The following is a 16,248-nucleotide window of genomic DNA, read 5'->3' on the forward strand; positions in this document are numbered from 1 at the left end:
GTTGGGGGTTTCCCCCTGTGAGAGTAGGACGTTGCCAGGCAAGAGAAGAAGATCAGCTGAAGAGCTGGTCTTTTTTGTTTGTTCTTTTTTAAATAACCGGAAGGTGATCAGAGCCCCGAGTGAACAAAGGGAGACTACATAAAGAAAACACCGACGAGGGAGGTTCGGGGAGTACAAGGAAGAGAAGGAGCGAAGCCTGGAGTGTGCTAAGCACATGAGGACTGAGTGACTGAAGCTGGGACAGGAATCCGAGGGGGCATCGTTTGTCGGTATCCGAACAAGGAATTTAAGCTCGAGCACCGATGGTAGATGGAGGTTTATCTGGTGAGAATCAGACGTTGCCAGGCAAAGAGTAGAAAATCAGCTGAAAAAGCTGTTTTTTTTTGTTTTTCATTACCGATGGTGAGTTGCCCAGGAAATGATTGAAGAAAGAGTTTGAGGAAGGTCCAAGGAGTACAAGCAAGAAAGGAGCAGAGCCCGAGAGTGTGGTAGGCACATGAGGATGGAGTAAACAGCTGCTGACACAGGTTTGTCTTCTAGAAGGACTAAGAGGTTATTCTCCTTTGAATACTTTCTAATACATCGGTATAGAGATAAGGGTTATGTGTTCTACGTCAATTTACAGAACTGATGAAAATAGAAATAAGACCAGTCACTTAACTGATCTTAATAGGAAAACCTTATATTTTTCATTACGCTTTTTCCATCAACCATTCTTTTATTAAATAGGGACCTTTTTCTTCTGTCGAGGAAAGAAATTGGAGGATAAAGGGATAGTCGTTACTATCCAAATTCTTTAATAATTCATACCACCATTCAATTTCATAACGGGCAATCATGCTTAGATTGTAAAGAAGCAGATAGTGAATGAGAAGTTCAGGGAAATCTGTAGCCAATAAATCTTTTTCTAAAAAAAATTGAAACTGCTTTTCAGGTAAATGAAATTTAATTGGACCAGGTTGATTACATGTAATGGTATCTGACTGGAAAACGGATAGTTTTTCACCCGAAATAACTGGGATGAATAAAGCCTTCGTTTTGGTTTTTAGATATTCAATAAAGCGTTCTTCGCTCATATAAAAGCGGGTGAGAAGGCTCGTGGGAAACGAAAAATTATTGTCTTCATTTTTTAGCGTTTGGAAGGTCTTCCGTCCAGTTAAGAATAGAAAAGATTGGTTGAGCTCCGGGAGTTGGATAAGGAGATCCTGCATGGTGATACGTTCTCCTTCCAAATGTTTCATGTGAAACATTTTTTCTGAGACTTGAGTGAACAGTCCGTTTTTTTGGATTTTGATTTCATCTTTTAAAAACTCGTATTGCTGCTTTTTTCGTTTTCGCGTTGTAACACCATGGGAGAGCACTACGGATGATTCTGGGTAATAAGGATTCACGGTTAATACACAGGCTTTTAATAATTGAACAAACCCATAGAACAACAGGATTGGTTTGATACTGACTGGAGAATGATTGGCTTGTTTGTAATAAGTTTGGGCTTGTTCCAAATAATAAATAAAGGGATAGCAATTATCAAAGCTTTTCACATCAGGATCTTCGATATTCAATTTCATGTAATTTTTCTTTAAAAATGATTGAACGGATGCGGTTGAATAAAACATGGAAAGTGTATCCCAAGGGTTATCACGGTAGTCCAAATTTAAAACCTCCAAATTAATAGAAAAGTCTAACATTTCATTATGTTCTTGACAGTATTTTGTCCAATTGATAACCTACTAATAATATTTTCAAAGCGAGAGGGGTAAAAGTATGTGGGAGAATAAGTTTGCTAAAGAAGGATTGACCTTTGATGATGTATTGCTAATACCTGCGAAATCAGAAGTTTTACCCAAGGATGTAAATCTGCAAGTGAAAATGACAGAAACACTTAGTCTAAATATCCCTATTATCAGTGCGGGGATGGACACAGTGACAGAAGCTGAAATGGCTATCTCGATGGCTAGACAAGGTGGGTTAGGTATCATCCACAAAAATATGTCTATTGAACAGCAAGCTGAACAAGTAGACAAGGTAAAGAGGTCAGAAAGTGGCGTAATCACGGATCCATTCTTTTTGACACCTGAACATCAAGTATTCGATGCTGAACATTTAATGGGCAAATACCGTATTTCTGGTGTACCTATCGTGAATAATTCAGAAGAACAAAAATTAGTGGGAATCTTAACTAATCGTGATCTTCGTTTTATCCAAGATTATTCTATTTTGATCTCTGATGTTATGACGAAGGAAGACCTTGTGACAGCACCAGTTGGAACTAATTTAGAACAAGCAGAAAAAATCCTTCAAAAGCATAAGATTGAAAAGCTCCCTCTCGTGGATGAAGAAGGCGTGTTAAAAGGGTTAATTACGATTAAGGATATTGAAAAAGTCATTGAGTTCCCTAATTCTGCAAAGGATGCCCAAGGAAGATTATTAGTAGGGGCTGCAGTTGGGGTAACAAACGATACAATGAAGCGTGTTGAAAAGCTTGTAAAAGCGAATGTAGATGTAGTGGTTGTTGATACAGCCCATGGACATTCAAAAGGCGTATTAGATACCGTTTCTCAAATCCGTTCAGCTTACCCTCATTTGAATATTATCGCTGGTAATGTGGCAACAGCAGAAGCTACTCGTGCATTAATTGAAGCAGGAGCTGATATTGTAAAGGTAGGTATCGGACCTGGATCTATTTGTACGACTCGTGTGGTAGCTGGTGTGGGTGTTCCACAAATCACCGCAGTATATGATTGTGCTACGGAAGCTAGGAAGCATGGAAAAACAATCATTGCGGATGGTGGAATCAAATATTCCGGTGATATCGTGAAAGCATTGGCTGCTGGAGGGCATGCGGTTATGTTAGGAAGCCTTCTAGCTGGCGTATCTGAAAGTCCTGGTGAAACAGAAATTTTCCAAGGTAGAAGGTTTAAAGTATATCGAGGAATGGGATCTATCGGTGCGATGGAAAAAGGATCAAAAGATCGTTATTTCCAAGAGGAAAACAAGAAATTTGTTCCTGAAGGCATCGAAGGAAGACTTCCTTATAAAGGACCACTTTCTGATACATTGTATCAATTGATTGGTGGTATTCGTTCTGGTATGGGTTACTGTGGAACGAAGGATTTAACTGAGCTTCGTGAGCATTCCCAATTTGTTCGTATGACAGGTGCTGGTCTAAGAGAAAGCCATCCTCATGATGTACAAATTACAAAAGAAGCTCCGAACTATTCTATTTCATAAGACTATATTCCCAATAATTAGCATAGGCAGAGAGACTTTTCTCTGTCTATTTTTTTTGCCCATTTTGTGATACACTAAACAAGGTGTTTTTTTAGAGGGAAGTAGTTCCGGACAAGCTGTTTGTCCTTTATAAATATAAAAAAGTAAATAAGGTGGAGGTATTAGAGGTGAAAAGAGTCAGCCAGATTACACTGATTTTTACACTATTGGTGACAGTGATTGTTTCCCAGTTTGCATACAGTACCACATTCGCAAATGCTGAAACTGATCGTCTTGATTTAAAAGCAGAGGCAGCTATTTTATTAGATGCTAAAACAGGTAGAATTTTATACGAAAAGAATCCTGATACGGTTCTTGGCGTAGCAAGTATGTCCAAAATGATGACAGAATACATCCTTCTTGAATCAATCAAAGAAGGTAAAATTAGCTGGGATCAAAATGTTAAAATTAATGAGTATGTTCATAAATTATCTGCGGCACCTGGTCTTTCCAATGTTGGATTGACACAAGGTGAAAATTATACAGTCCGTGAATTATATGAGGCTATGGCTATTTTCTCTGGTAATGCTGCAACGGTAGCCCTTGCAGAGCTAATCTCTGGTAGTGAGAAAAACTTTGTAGGCACGATGGAGAAAAAAGCTAAAGAGCTTGGCATGGAGGATTTTAATTTTGTAAACTCAAGCGGTTTAAATAATAAAAGTTTAATGGGTCAACATCCAGCTGGCGGTCCTGAGGATGAAAACGTAATGACTGCCCATGATACTGCTACATTGGCATTCCATTTGTTAAATGATTTCCCTGAAGTCATTGAAACTACGAAAATTTCTAAATTAAAATTCAAAGATGGAAGAGAATATCCGAATTTCAACTGGATGCTTCCAGGTTTGATTTTTGAATATGAAGGTGTAGATGGTCTGAAAACGGGTTCAACAGACTTTGCTGGGTATGGATTTACAGCCACAGCAGAGAGAAATGGACAGCGTTTTATTTCTGTAGTAATGAAATCCACATCTAAGGATGAGCGTTTTGCTGATACTACAAAACTATTAGATTATGCGTTCAGTAACTTTGGTAAAGAAGAGGTTTTACCTGCTGGTTATAAACCTAAAAAGGTAAAAACTCTAAAAGTAAACAAAGGTAAAGAAAAAGAAGTTAAAATTGAAACAAAGGATCCAATTGAACTTGTTATCCAAAATGGAGAAAAAGATCAATTCGAACCTGTTGTGGTTTTAGATAAGTCTAAACTAGATAATAATGGAAATCTTACAGCACCTATTAAGAAAGGTGAAAAGGTTGGATACGTAACTGTTCAATCCAAAAAGGGAGATTTCGGTTTCCTGACTAAGGATGGCCAAAAGTTAGCAAGTTCTGATTTAGTTGCCTCCGAAGATGTAGAGAAAGCCAATTGGTTCGTACTTTCAATGAGAGCGATTGGTGGTTTCTTTGGTGATGTATGGGATGGAGTATCCTCCATGGTAAAAAGTTGGTTTTAATCGTATCAATGTAAAATGGAACCCTTTTCTGTCTTGACAGAAGAGGGTTTTTTGTTTAACTTCAAACTAGAGTTCGAAATATAACTCCTATAATTTTGGTAGGATTAAAGAAGAATAGGCTAACTTAGGGGGACTTTACAATGAATTTAGGTACTGATCGTGTAAAACGCGGCATGGCAGAAATGCAAAAAGGCGGCGTTATTATGGATGTTGTCAATGCAGAACAAGCGAAAATCGCTGAAGAAGCCGGCGCTGTCGCAGTTATGGCTTTAGAACGTGTTCCTTCTGATATCCGTGCAGCAGGTGGAGTTGCAAGAATGGCTGATCCTACAATTGTAGAGGAAGTAATGAAGGCAGTTTCCATTCCTGTTATGGCAAAAGCTCGTATCGGGCATATTGTAGAAGCTCGTGTCCTTGAGGCAATGGGAGTAGATTATATCGATGAGAGTGAAGTATTGACTCCTGCTGATGAAGAGTATCATTTGAATAAAAATGATTTTACAGTTCCGTTTGTTTGTGGATGCCGTGATCTTGGTGAAGCAGCACGCCGTATCGGAGAAGGAGCTTCCATGCTTCGTACGAAAGGTGAGCCAGGAACAGGAAATATCGTAGAAGCAGTTAGACATATGCGCCAAGTTAATGCACAAGTTCGTAAAGTAGTTGGCATGAATACAGACGAGCTTATGACAGAAGCTAAATTGTTGGGTGCACCTTATGAGTTGCTATTAGAAATCAAGAAGTTAGGTAAATTGCCAGTCGTTAACTTCGCAGCTGGTGGAGTTGCTACTCCTGCAGATGCTGCATTAATGATGCAGCTAGGAGCAGATGGTGTATTTGTTGGATCTGGTATCTTCAAATCAGAAAACCCTGCAAAATTCGCTAAGGCAATCGTGGAAGCTACGACTCACTACCAAGATTATGAGTTAATTGCACACTTATCTAAAAACTTAGGAACTGCCATGAAAGGTATCGAGATTTCAAATCTTTCTCCAGCTCAAAGAATGCAGGATAGAGGCTGGTAAGATGTTGAAAATCGGTGTATTAGGCCTACAGGGTGCGGTTCGTGAACATGTAGAGTCTATCGTGGCCTGCGGAGCAGAAGCAGTAGTCGTTAAAAAGGTGGAACAATTATCTGATCTAGATGGTCTGGTATTACCTGGTGGAGAAAGTACGACAATGAGACGCCTCATTAATCAATATGGGTTTCTTGAGCCTTTGAGAGATTTTGCGAAGCAAAGTAAGCCGATGTTTGGTACATGTGCTGGTTTAATCTTACTAGCGAAAGAAATCGTTGGTTATGATGAAGCTCATCTAGATGCATTAAATGTAAAGGTAGAAAGAAACTCCTTTGGAAGACAACGTGAGAGCTTTGAAGCGGGTCTTCACATTAAAGGACTAGCTGAGCCTTTTACTGGTGTATTTATTCGTGCGCCACACATCGTAGAAGCTCGTGAAGGCGTGGAAGTGCTTTGTGAACACAATGGCAGGATTGTTGCTGCTAAAGAAGGTTCTTTCCTAGGATGTTCTTTCCACCCAGAATTAACAGACGATCATCGCTTTATGCAATTGTTTGTTGATATGGTAAGAGAATCAAAAGTAAAACAAAATGCATAATGTAGTTGCATAGTAGGGAAATATATAGTAAATTGTTATGTAACTTTAATAATCAAAAGCAATGATAGGAAATAGTAACAGTTTTATCTGTCTGTAGAGAGTCGGTGGTTGGTGAAAACCGATGGCGGAATTCTGTGAATCCATCCTGGAGCAAAGTATGGAACACCATATGGTCAGTAAATACTTTCGGTTTAGCCGTTATCTTTTCAAGGTGAAAAGTAGGATTTCTCTACTTTTAACTAGGGTGGCAACGCGGGTAACTCTCGTCCCTTTTTATAGGGACGGGAGTTTTTTGTTTTCCAAGAAATAATCATTGCGAAAATAGGAGGAAAAAAACATGTTGGATTTGAAGTACTTACGCGCAAATTTTGAAGAAGTGAAAAAACTTCTTCAGCATCGTGGAGAAGACTTAACGGATCTTGGGAAGTTTGAAGATTTAGATGTAAGACGACGCGAACTACTGGTTGAAACTGAGCAGTTAAAAAGCAGAAGAAATGAAGTTTCTCAACAGATTGCCATTATGAAGCGTGAGAAGCAGGACGCAGATGCTCTAATCGTTGAAATGAGAGAAGTAGGAGACAAGGTTAAAGTTTTAGATGAAGAGCTTCGTACCGTAGAAGAGACATTAGAAAACCTATTATTATCTATCCCGAATATCCCCCATGAAAGCGTACCTATTGGAGAAACTGAGGATGACAATATTGAAGCTCGTACATGGGGGGAGACACCTAACTTTGAATTCGAAGCTAAGCCCCATTGGGATATTGCGGATGGTCTTGGAATCCTTGATTTTGAACGTGCTTCTAAGGTTACAGGCAGCAGATTCGTATTTTATAAAGGGTTAGGGGCTCGACTGGAACGTGCGTTAATCAGTTTCATGTTAGACCTTCATGTAGAAGAGCATGGCTATGAAGAGATTATGCCCCCTTTTATCGTCAACCGTGCAAGCATGACAGGAACAGGGCAGCTACCAAAATTTGAAGAAGATGCTTTCCGAATTGAGAGCGAGGATTATTTCTTAATCCCAACAGCAGAAGTACCAGTAACAAACTTCCACCGAGATGAAATTTTACATGGAGAAGATTTACCTATCAGCTATGCTGCTTATAGTGCATGTTTCCGTTCTGAAGCAGGTTCTGCTGGTCGTGATACAAGAGGCTTGATTCGTCAGCATCAATTCAACAAAGTAGAACTAGTGAAGTTTGTAAAGCCTGAGGATTCTTATGATGAATTAGAGAAATTGACAGGACATGCAGAGAAGGTACTTCAACTATTAGGTCTTCCTTATCGAGTGCTAAGCATGTGTACAGCTGATTTAGGATTCACTGCAGCGAAGAAATATGATTTGGAAGTTTGGTTGCCGAGCTATGGTACGTATCGAGAAATTTCTTCTTGCAGTAACTTTGAAGGATTCCAAGCTAGACGTGCAAATATCCGCTTCCGAAGAGATCCTAAGGCAAAGCCTGAGCATGTTCATACATTGAATGGATCTGGCTTAGCGATTGGTAGAACGGTTTCAGCCATCTTGGAGAATTACCAACAAGAAGATGGAAGTGTCGTGATTCCTGAAGTTCTTCGACCTTACATGGGTGGAAAAACGGTTATAGCTCCAAAAAACTAATGTAAAAAAATAACCTGGATGAATGGTTCATCCAGGTTATTTTAAAATGTTGACATCATAAATGATTCATGATAAATTATATATTGTCGAAACGGAGGAATACCCAAGTCCGGCTGAAGGGATCGGTCTTGAAAACCGACAGGGGTGTTAAAGCCCGCGGGGGTTCGAATCCCTCTTCCTCCGCCATTATTTTAACTTTAAACCAAGCGCATAAATATTGGAGATTGAAATTCGTTACATGCCGTTGTAACGAATTTTTTTTTTATTTCTTTCTCACTATTTTTGAAACTCCTAAAAGGAAAGGTCACCGTTTAAAAACGGTGACCTTTTATTATTTCAATACAGTATTTGTTTTGTGGTTTTGATTTATTATATCCGAAACTTGTGAAATGATTTCCTGCATGGATTCTTCATTCTCACAGTCATATGAATCGATATCTAGCTGTAAGACTGGACAAAGATCGAAGCGACTAATCCATTCGCTATAACGGTCATATAATTCTTGCCAATACTGTGTCGGGGTTGCAATTTCCATCCCTCGACCTCGTTTATTGATTCTCTCTATGATGCTATCTAAAGAACCGTTAATATAGATCAATAAATCGGGTTTAGGAAAATATGGATCCATAATCATGGCTTCGAACATACTTGTATATGTTTGGAAGTCGCGGTCGCTCATATTTCCTGACTCATATTGCATGCTTCCAAAAATTTGATAATCCTCAAAAATGCTGCGGTCTTGAACATACCCGCCACCTTCTTGTACCATTGCTTTTTGTTGTTTAAAACGTTCGGATAAGAAGAACACTTGAAGATGGAATGACCATTTTTTAAAATCGGCGTAATAATCCTCCAAATAAGGGTTATTATCGACGTTCTCATAGGCTGCTTTGAAATTTAAAGCGTTTGATAGTTTACGAGTTAAGGTAGATTTCCCAACGCCAACAGTTCCTGCTAGGGTAATGATGGCATCCTTAGGTATATTATGAAGGTACATGATTGTATTTCCCTTTCTAAAAGTGAATTTGCCGGTGACTGATTTTTTTAAGATTTAAGACTTAGAAGCGGTCCCCTTGATCAATTGATCTTGAATCATTTGAAGGATCGTCTGTAGATCTTTTTCATTTTTCACAAAGTCTAACTCGTCTCCATTAAATTGGAGGACGGGAATATGCGGATGCTTTTGTTGGAAGGTTTCCATAAAGCTATGGTAGTCGAGAGAAAGTTGTTCCAAATAAAGTGGACTAATGTTCTTTTCGATTTCTCGTCCGCGTTTTTGAATTCTCTCTATAAGTGTATCAAGGCTTGCGTGCAGGTAGATGACCATGTTTGGCACAGGCATGTCTTCCGTTAAAATATTGAATATGTTCAAATACTTATTGTATTGTTTATTCTTTAAGGTACGCTGGGCAAATATTAGATTTTTGAAGATATGGTAGTCGGCCACTACAGGTTGTTGCTTTGAAAGAAACTTAGTTTCGATATCTTCCAATTGCTTGTAGCGATTGCAAAGGAAAAACATTTCTGTTTGAAAACTCCATTCATCTATATCTTCGTAAAATTTTCCGAGAAATGGATTTTCATCAACAATCTCTCTTAAGAGCGCAAACTGAAAATGTTCTGAAATCGCTTTAGAGAGAGTAGTTTTCCCAATCCCAATTGGCCCTTCAACGGTTATAAAAGGTGTTTGATTCATTTATGGCATGGCCTCCTGGTCAATTCAAATATCATCACATATTGGACATAACGTTCTTGTTATATCAGGAGTAAAAAAGGACGGGGAATCATAATCGATACGTAATTTCTCCCCCATGCCCTTGATAATTTAGGATATTTTATGTGAATAAAGAAATTGCTTAAATTAGACAAATGTTATTTTAACATAGACTATATCGTCTGGGAGTACATTTACTTACATATTAAATAGAAAATTTTTCAAGTGAGATTGGAATGTTGGATTATAGAGGATGAAAGCCCCATGAGTAGGGGCCATTATGGGTTCTTAGATATTAATTAGAAGGTAATTTCCTTACTTGTGTTGGTATTAGCCTTTAGCACATGTGTCATCATTCGAAGGGCATATTCATTATCGTTTTGATCTGCCGATGCGATGCAATCAGAAGGGCATAGAAGGGAATATTCACGCATATAAGCATCATTGGCTGTAAATAGAACACAAATGTTTCCGGCTATCCCAGTCAGAATTAATTTTTTTGCCCCTAAATGGTACAGCAAAGTATTGAGTGCTGTACCGTAAAATCCAGAATGCTTTGGTTTTATGAGGAAAAAGTCATCATGATCTGGAGCTATTTTCTCAATAATACTGCTGTTGTTTTCATTCTTACATTTATCTATAATTTTTTTAAAATTCGCCTGCCAAAGATTATAATGGTCATTAACATAAATAATAGGGATGGACTTTTCTTTAGCTTTCAACTTTAGTTGGAGGAGAGGGTCAATGATGTGTTGGGTATTTTCTAAAAGTAGGTCACCGTGTGTAAAATCAAAATCATTTATGATATCTATAATTATTAAGGCATAATCGGATTTAGGCATCTATTTCTTCCTTCCATTGATAGGGTAGCACACATATGTCGTCTTTTAGTGTGCTTCATAATATTTCAATTACTCATTTATAAAAAGGGGTTTACCTATGGACTTGAATGAAGACATTCTCTATATGAAAGAGGCAATAATTGAAGCTAAGAAAGCAGAAGGGAAAATGGAGGTTCCGATAGGAGCTGTCATTGTCTTAGATGGTCAAATTGTCGCAAGAGGACACAATCTTCGTGAAAGTAATCAAAGCGCGATTGCACATGCGGAGTTATTAGCCATTGAAGAGGCGTGCGGTAAACTAGGCACATGGCGATTAGAAAATGCGACTTTATACGTGACACTTGAGCCTTGTCCAATGTGTTCAGGTGCTATCATTCTTTCTCGTATTGGCAGAGTGGTGTATGGGGCTGCTGATCCTAAAGCAGGTTGTGCGGGGACATTCATGAACCTTTTAACGGATGAAAGATTCAACCATCAAAGTGAAGTAGTACCTGGTGTATTGGAATTAGAATGTGGGGAACTCCTTACAAACTTTTTCCGTCAAATCAGAGAAAGAAAAAAAGAGGAAAAAAGAAGGAGAAAGGAAACATTGCTGGATAACCTTGAAGGAATTGACAGGCAATAAGCATTGCTTTTTCCTCCATATGTAGGTATACTTATAAATGCGTCACTAAGACGCCTAACAATATGGTATCAATTTTGCCGTGCTAGGTGGGGAGGTAGCGGTGCCCTGTACTCGCAATCCGCTCTAGCGAGACTGAATCCCTTCTCGAGGTTAGCATACTGTAGGGTCTGCCCTAAGTAAGTGGTGTTGACGTCCGGGTCCTGCGCAATGGGAATCCATGAATCATGTCAGGTCCGGAAGGAAGCAGCATTAAGTGGAATCTCCCATGTGCCGCAGGGGAGCCTGGACCGAGCTAACTGCTTAGGTACCGCTTATGGGTGCTAATCGACAGAAGGTGCACGGCAGTTATTACATAATAAATCAAACATCCGTTTACGGGTGTTTTTTTTTATACGATTAGAAAGTTTACATTGCCTGACATAGGAATAGCTAATAGGAAGATAGTAGAGGTGCAAACTAGACAATCGTCATCACTAAGACTTGGAGCAAGCCAGTTTTTCTAATGGCTTTTTTCAAAGTATATATGTGTGCTTGAATACCTTTTGATAAAAGGAAATAGGATACGTTATAATAGAAAAGATTAGGTTAAAAGGGGGCTGGAGAGTGGGATATCAAGCATTATACCGGGTTTGGAGACCTCAACAATTTGTTGACGTAGTCGGACAAGAACATATCACCAAAACATTACAAAATGCTCTGTTACAACAAAAGATTTCCCACGCCTATCTTTTTTCTGGCCCACGTGGAACAGGAAAAACCAGTGCGGCAAAGATATTAGCAAAAGCAGTAAATTGTGAAAAGGCTCCGATTAAAGAGCCATGCAATGAATGTGCTGCTTGCATGGGAATAACGGATGGCTCTATTCCTGATGTAATAGAGATTGATGCTGCGTCCAATAATGGAGTCGAGGAAATACGTGATATTCGAGATAAAGTGAAATATGCGCCTAACTCAGTCAAATATAAGGTATACATAGTCGATGAAGTTCATATGCTGTCAATTGGAGCATTTAATGCATTGCTAAAAACATTAGAGGAACCTCCAAAGCATGTTATCTTCATCTTAGCTACGACTGAACCACATAAAATTCCATTGACGATCATCTCTCGTTGTCAACGATTTGATTTTAAACGGATACAGCCACAAGACATCATAGGTAGAATGAATACAATTCTTACTGATACAGGAATCGTGTGCAATGAGACCGCCTTACACATCATAGCACGAGCGGCTGAGGGTGGTATGCGTGATGCGCTTAGTTTACTTGATCAAGCGATTTCCTTTAGTTCAAATGATGAAATATCGGTTGAAGAGGCATTAACGGTTACAGGATCGGTCTCACAAAGTTATTTAACCAACCTGGCTCAAGCCATCCATGTTAAGGAAGTAGCCGTAGCCTTACAGTTGTTAAAAGATTTACTAGCTATGGGGAAAGATCCGGTTAGATTAATTGAGGATATGGTGTATTACTTTAGAGATATGCTTCTATATCAAGTTTCACCTGACTTGACGGATTCTTTTGAAAAAGTCATTGTAGATGACGAATTTATCGAGCTTACAAAACAGACATCCTCTGATTTCATCTACGGTATGATTGAAGGGTTGAACAAAACACAGCAAGAAATGAAGTGGACCAATCACCCTAGAGTGTTATTGGAAGTCGCTCTTGTGAAGCTTTGTCATCAAGAACAAGGTTCAGGTCAAGTTATTTCTGCTGATGTTGGGGGATTAGAAAAGAAAATCGAAGCCCTTGAACGTGAACTATCGCAGTTGAAATCTCAGGGATTATCCGTTACAGGTGCTGTTAAACAAGCACCTACGAAAGCGAAATCACCTACGAAAAAGGTTTATAAGGTACCAATCGGAAAAGTCCATAACATATTGAGAAATGCGACGAAGCAAAATCTTCAAAACATCAAAAGTCATTGGGCAGAAATGCTCAATATCCTTGGCACACAAAATATGAAATCTGCTGCTGCATTATTGAGCGAATCTGAACCAGTTGCTGCTTCGGATGACGCATTTGTGGTAAAATTTAAATATGATATTCATTGCCAGATGGCGATGGAAAATACAAGATTTCTTGAAACCATCAGTTCCATACTTGGAAATATTACTGGAACTTCTTACGCTATGGAGGGTGTTCCTGATAATCAGTGGAAGGAAATCAGAGAAGAATTTTTATCCAATCAATCACCAGATGAATTACAGGAAGAAGTAGAAAAAGTGGAAGAAGATCCTATCATCACCGAAGCTCGTAGGCTGGTTGGAGACGAACTAATAGAAATTAAAGAATAATAGGAGGAAACAATTATGATGCGTGGAAATGGAAATATGCAAAATATGATGAAGCAAATGCAAAAAATGCAAAAGAAAATGGCGGAAGCTCAAGAAGAGTTAGGCGAAAAGAGAATTGAAGGTACAGCTGGAGGCGGAATGGTGTCTGTCATTGTATCTGGCCATAAGGAAGTTTTAGAAGTCACGATTAAACCAGAAGTGGTAGATCCAGACGATATCGAGATGCTTCAAGATTTAGTATTAGCGGCAACGAATGATGCTATGAAGAAGGCCGAGGAATTGACAAACCAAACGATGGGTCAATTTACTAAGGGAATGAATCTTCCTGGTGGTTTGTTCTAGGAGGTGTAAATCTTGCACTATCCTGAACCCATATCAAAGCTAATTGATAGCTTTATGAAACTGCCTGGGATTGGACCCAAGACCGCAGCTCGTCTTGCTTTTTATGTGTTAAGTATGAAAGAGGACACAGTCTTGGATTTCGCAAAGGCATTAGTCAATGCAAAAAGGAACCTGACCTATTGTTCAGTATGTGGACATATCACGGATCAGGATCCTTGTTATATCTGTGAAGATCCTAGAAGGGACCGAGACGTTGTCTGTGTCGTTCAAGATCCAAAAGATGTCATTGCAATGGAAAAAATGAGGGAATTTAATGGGCTGTACCATGTACTGCAAGGAAGTATCTCTCCCATGGATGGAATTGGGCCAGAAGACATTAACATCCCCAGTTTGTTGAAGAGACTTCAAGATGCAACGATACAAGAAGTCATTCTGGCAACCAATCCTAATATTGAAGGAGAGGCGACGGCCATGTATATATCACGTCTATTGAAGCCATCTGGTATTAAAGTGACAAGAATCGCACACGGCTTACCAGTGGGCGGGGATTTGGAATATGCAGATGAAGTTACCCTTTCGAAGGCTTTAGAAGGTAGAAGAGAGATTTAAAGAATTTGAGTAGGAGGGTCATGTGTGTTTTTTCGAAAAAAAGGCTGGTTACGCAGAGAATATGATCAACACCTTTTGAACCACCTTGGTGAAATGAAGAAAAATTGGATGATCCATAAATCTCTACTAGATAAAAGTCTTGATCCATCAGAAGATATCATTGTTTCTGCAAAAATTGCAGAGGCTAAATATTTTTATTTATTTAAAGAAGCTAAACAACGAAATATTCAAGTTCAACGCACTTGGTTATGAAAAGTTGAAGATGTTGAAATAGGATGAATATCTGTTCTGAAAAAGCCTCCTTATTCATAGTTTGTTAGTACAAGCTAATGAATAAGGAGGTTTTTGATTTGGAACCATTTGCTTTTGTAACGGTAATCACCGGGTTGATTCTATTGCTATTGGTAATGGGAGCACCTGTAAAGCCAATGCGGTTTATTGGTGGGACATTCATAAAATTAATCATAGGTGCAATCTTCTTGTTCTTTTTGAATGCGTTTGGCAATAGTATAGGAATTCACGTACCAATCAACCCTGCAACTGCAGCTGTTGCGGGTTTTCTAGGAATACCAGGAGTCTGTGCTTTAGCAGCCATTCAATACTGGATCGTATAAGACGCTGCCAGGTTTATTATATAGGGACAATTAGTAATCGAATATAAAGCCTGTATCTTAGATTACCAAGTAATCATTGATACAGGCTATTTTTTAGTTACATGCTCAGATTTTTGTGCGCGAATAAAGAGAATCGTGATAATATCATAGTATAAATTACCAAATAATAGAAAAGGTGATCATTGTGAGACAAATCATTGCTCTAGGTGGTGGTGGATTTTCTATGGAACCTGAAAATCCGTTGCTGGACCAATATATTCTTAACCAATCAAATAAAGATACGCCTGAAATATGTTTCATCCCGACTGCCAGCGGAGATTCGGATAATTATATTTCCCGTTTCTATTATTCTTTTAATACCCAAAATTGTATTCCTAGTCATCTATCTCTTTTCAAGCTACCTACTAGAGATTTAGAGAGTTATATATTAAGCAAAGATATTATTTTTGTTGGTGGAGGGAATACGAAGAATTTAATAGCTCTTTGGAAGGAATGGAACCTTGATCAGATATTAAAGAAGGCTTGGCAACAAGGTATTGTTTTATCGGGAATAAGTGCAGGTGCTCTTTGTTGGTTTGAGGAGGGTGTTACTGATTCATTTGGAGATGGACTTGAGCCTATCAAATGCCTAGGCTTCTTGAAAGCAAGCCATTGTCCGCATTATGATGGTGAGGAATTACGGAGACCTTCCTACCAAAGATTCATCCAAACTAAAACGGTTCAAAGCGGAATTGCTGCCGACGATGGCGTCGCCCTTCATTACATTAACGAGGAATTAACGAATATAGTAAGCTCAAGACCAAATGCTAATGCCTATAGAGTTAGTGAGCACCAAGGTGAAATAGTAGAAATAAAACTAGAGACTTACTATTTAGGATAATAAGGTGACAATATTAATAAGAAAATATCATTTATTATATTGACATAAGAATAGATTAATTGTTATTATAGAAAACGTCGCTAAGGATAAAAGAAGTTTTATGAAAAACTTTATTAAAAAAACTTATAAAAAGTTATTGACTTTCACAGCGTTGAAATGATATATTAATAAAGTCGCTTCTGAGCGATAGAACAAAAAGAATTGCTCTTTGAAAACTAAACAAAACAATACGTCAACGTTTAAATTTAAGTCTTTTAAATAAGACATTTATGAGCAAGTCAAACACTTTTTGGAGAGTTTGATCCTGGCTCAGGACGAACGCTGGCGGCGTGCCTAATACATGCAAGTCGAGCGAACATCTTAAA

At 38.6% G+C, this 16,248-nt stretch carries 16 protein-coding genes, 1 tRNA gene, 1 rRNA gene, 1 other RNA gene and 1 other annotated feature; of the genes, 15 read left to right on the top strand and 4 right to left on the bottom strand.

The window, feature by feature from the left end:
• Positions 1-692 precede the first annotated feature (692 nt).
• Entirely contained in the window at positions 693-1,616 is a 924-nt protein-coding gene (locus G3O09_RS21375) for a YaaC family protein (RefSeq protein ID WP_240338530.1), read from the bottom strand.
• Between the two features lie 148 nt (positions 1,617-1,764).
• Between G3O09_RS21375 and guaB the strand changes: the two genes are divergently transcribed.
• The 6 genes from guaB (at position 1,765) to G3O09_RS21405 (ending at position 8,145) form a co-directional block, all read left to right on the top strand.
• On the top strand, positions 1,765-3,231 hold the full coding sequence (gene guaB, locus G3O09_RS21380; protein WP_163103465.1) for an IMP dehydrogenase: 1,467 nt from the start codon (positions 1,765-1,767) through the stop codon (positions 3,229-3,231).
• A gap of 167 nt (positions 3,232-3,398) precedes the next feature.
• Entirely contained in the window at positions 3,399-4,724 is a 1,326-nt protein-coding gene (locus G3O09_RS21385) for a D-alanyl-D-alanine carboxypeptidase family protein (RefSeq protein WP_163103466.1), read from the top strand.
• A gap of 140 nt (positions 4,725-4,864) precedes the next feature.
• A complete protein-coding gene (gene pdxS, locus G3O09_RS21390; protein WP_163103467.1) occupies positions 4,865-5,746 on the top strand; it encodes a pyridoxal 5'-phosphate synthase lyase subunit PdxS in 882 nt (293 codons plus the stop codon).
• A 1-nt stretch (position 5,747) separates the two neighbouring features.
• On the top strand, positions 5,748-6,338 hold the full coding sequence (gene pdxT, locus G3O09_RS21395) for a pyridoxal 5'-phosphate synthase glutaminase subunit PdxT (protein WP_163103468.1): 591 nt from the start codon (positions 5,748-5,750) through the stop codon (positions 6,336-6,338).
• A 52-nt stretch (positions 6,339-6,390) separates the two neighbouring features.
• Positions 6,391-6,612 (top strand) — a binding site (T-box leader).
• Positions 6,613-6,675: 63 nt separating this feature from the next.
• Positions 6,676-7,959: a serine--tRNA ligase gene (gene serS, locus G3O09_RS21400; protein ID WP_163103469.1), complete on the top strand. Its 1,284-nt coding sequence runs from the start codon at positions 6,676-6,678 to the stop codon at positions 7,957-7,959.
• Between the two features lie 93 nt (positions 7,960-8,052).
• A tRNA-Ser gene (locus G3O09_RS21405) sits at positions 8,053-8,145 on the top strand.
• A 145-nt stretch (positions 8,146-8,290) separates the two neighbouring features.
• Here the strand turns inward: G3O09_RS21405 and G3O09_RS21410 are convergent.
• The 3 genes from G3O09_RS21410 to G3O09_RS21420 form a co-directional block, all read right to left on the bottom strand.
• Positions 8,291-8,956, bottom strand: a complete 666-nt coding sequence (locus G3O09_RS21410; RefSeq protein WP_163103470.1) for a deoxynucleoside kinase — start codon at positions 8,954-8,956, stop codon at positions 8,291-8,293.
• A 54-nt stretch (positions 8,957-9,010) separates the two neighbouring features.
• Positions 9,011-9,655, bottom strand: a complete 645-nt coding sequence (locus G3O09_RS21415) for a deoxynucleoside kinase (RefSeq protein WP_163103471.1) — start codon at positions 9,653-9,655, stop codon at positions 9,011-9,013.
• Between the two features lie 317 nt (positions 9,656-9,972).
• Positions 9,973-10,515 carry a cysteine hydrolase family protein gene (locus G3O09_RS21420; protein ID WP_163103472.1) on the bottom strand — a complete coding sequence of 181 codons (543 nt, stop codon included), beginning with the start codon at positions 10,513-10,515 and terminating at the stop codon, positions 9,973-9,975.
• A gap of 97 nt (positions 10,516-10,612) precedes the next feature.
• Between G3O09_RS21420 and tadA the strand changes: the two genes are divergently transcribed.
• The 9 genes from tadA to G3O09_RS21465 all read left to right on the top strand — a co-directional run.
• Positions 10,613-11,140, top strand: coding sequence for a tRNA adenosine(34) deaminase TadA (tadA, locus tag G3O09_RS21425; protein ID WP_163103473.1), 528 nt, complete (start codon positions 10,613-10,615; stop codon positions 11,138-11,140).
• A 77-nt stretch (positions 11,141-11,217) separates the two neighbouring features.
• Positions 11,218-11,482, top strand: an RNA gene (gene ffs / locus G3O09_RS21430) — signal recognition particle sRNA large type.
• Between the two features lie 261 nt (positions 11,483-11,743).
• The gene (gene dnaX / locus G3O09_RS21435; RefSeq protein ID WP_163103474.1) at positions 11,744-13,438 is read left to right on the top strand and encodes a DNA polymerase III subunit gamma/tau; all 1,695 of its coding nucleotides are present in this window, start codon (positions 11,744-11,746) and stop codon (positions 13,436-13,438) included.
• Between the two features lie 15 nt (positions 13,439-13,453).
• Positions 13,454-13,780, top strand: coding sequence for a YbaB/EbfC family nucleoid-associated protein (locus G3O09_RS21440; RefSeq protein WP_205439700.1), 327 nt, complete (start codon positions 13,454-13,456; stop codon positions 13,778-13,780).
• Between the two features lie 12 nt (positions 13,781-13,792).
• Positions 13,793-14,389, top strand: a complete 597-nt coding sequence (gene recR, locus G3O09_RS21445) for a recombination mediator RecR (protein ID WP_108672528.1) — start codon at positions 13,793-13,795, stop codon at positions 14,387-14,389.
• Positions 14,390-14,413: 24 nt separating this feature from the next.
• Positions 14,414-14,641 (top strand): YaaL family protein, encoded by a 228-nt coding sequence (locus G3O09_RS21450; RefSeq protein WP_163103475.1) that lies wholly within the window; start codon positions 14,414-14,416, stop codon positions 14,639-14,641.
• A gap of 77 nt (positions 14,642-14,718) precedes the next feature.
• The gene (locus G3O09_RS21455) at positions 14,719-15,003 is read left to right on the top strand and encodes a pro-sigmaK processing inhibitor BofA family protein (RefSeq protein WP_420850369.1); all 285 of its coding nucleotides are present in this window, start codon (positions 14,719-14,721) and stop codon (positions 15,001-15,003) included.
• 184 nt (positions 15,004-15,187) lie between these two features.
• Positions 15,188-15,883: a Type 1 glutamine amidotransferase-like domain-containing protein gene (locus G3O09_RS21460; protein ID WP_163103477.1), complete on the top strand. Its 696-nt coding sequence runs from the start codon at positions 15,188-15,190 to the stop codon at positions 15,881-15,883.
• 286 nt (positions 15,884-16,169) lie between these two features.
• A 16S ribosomal RNA gene (locus tag G3O09_RS21465) occupies positions 16,170-16,248 on the top strand; the annotation flags it as partial.

Source organism: Peribacillus alkalitolerans (assembly GCF_010882125.1).
GTDB lineage: Bacteria > Bacillota > Bacilli > Bacillales > DSM-1321 > Bacillus_BN > Bacillus_BN alkalitolerans.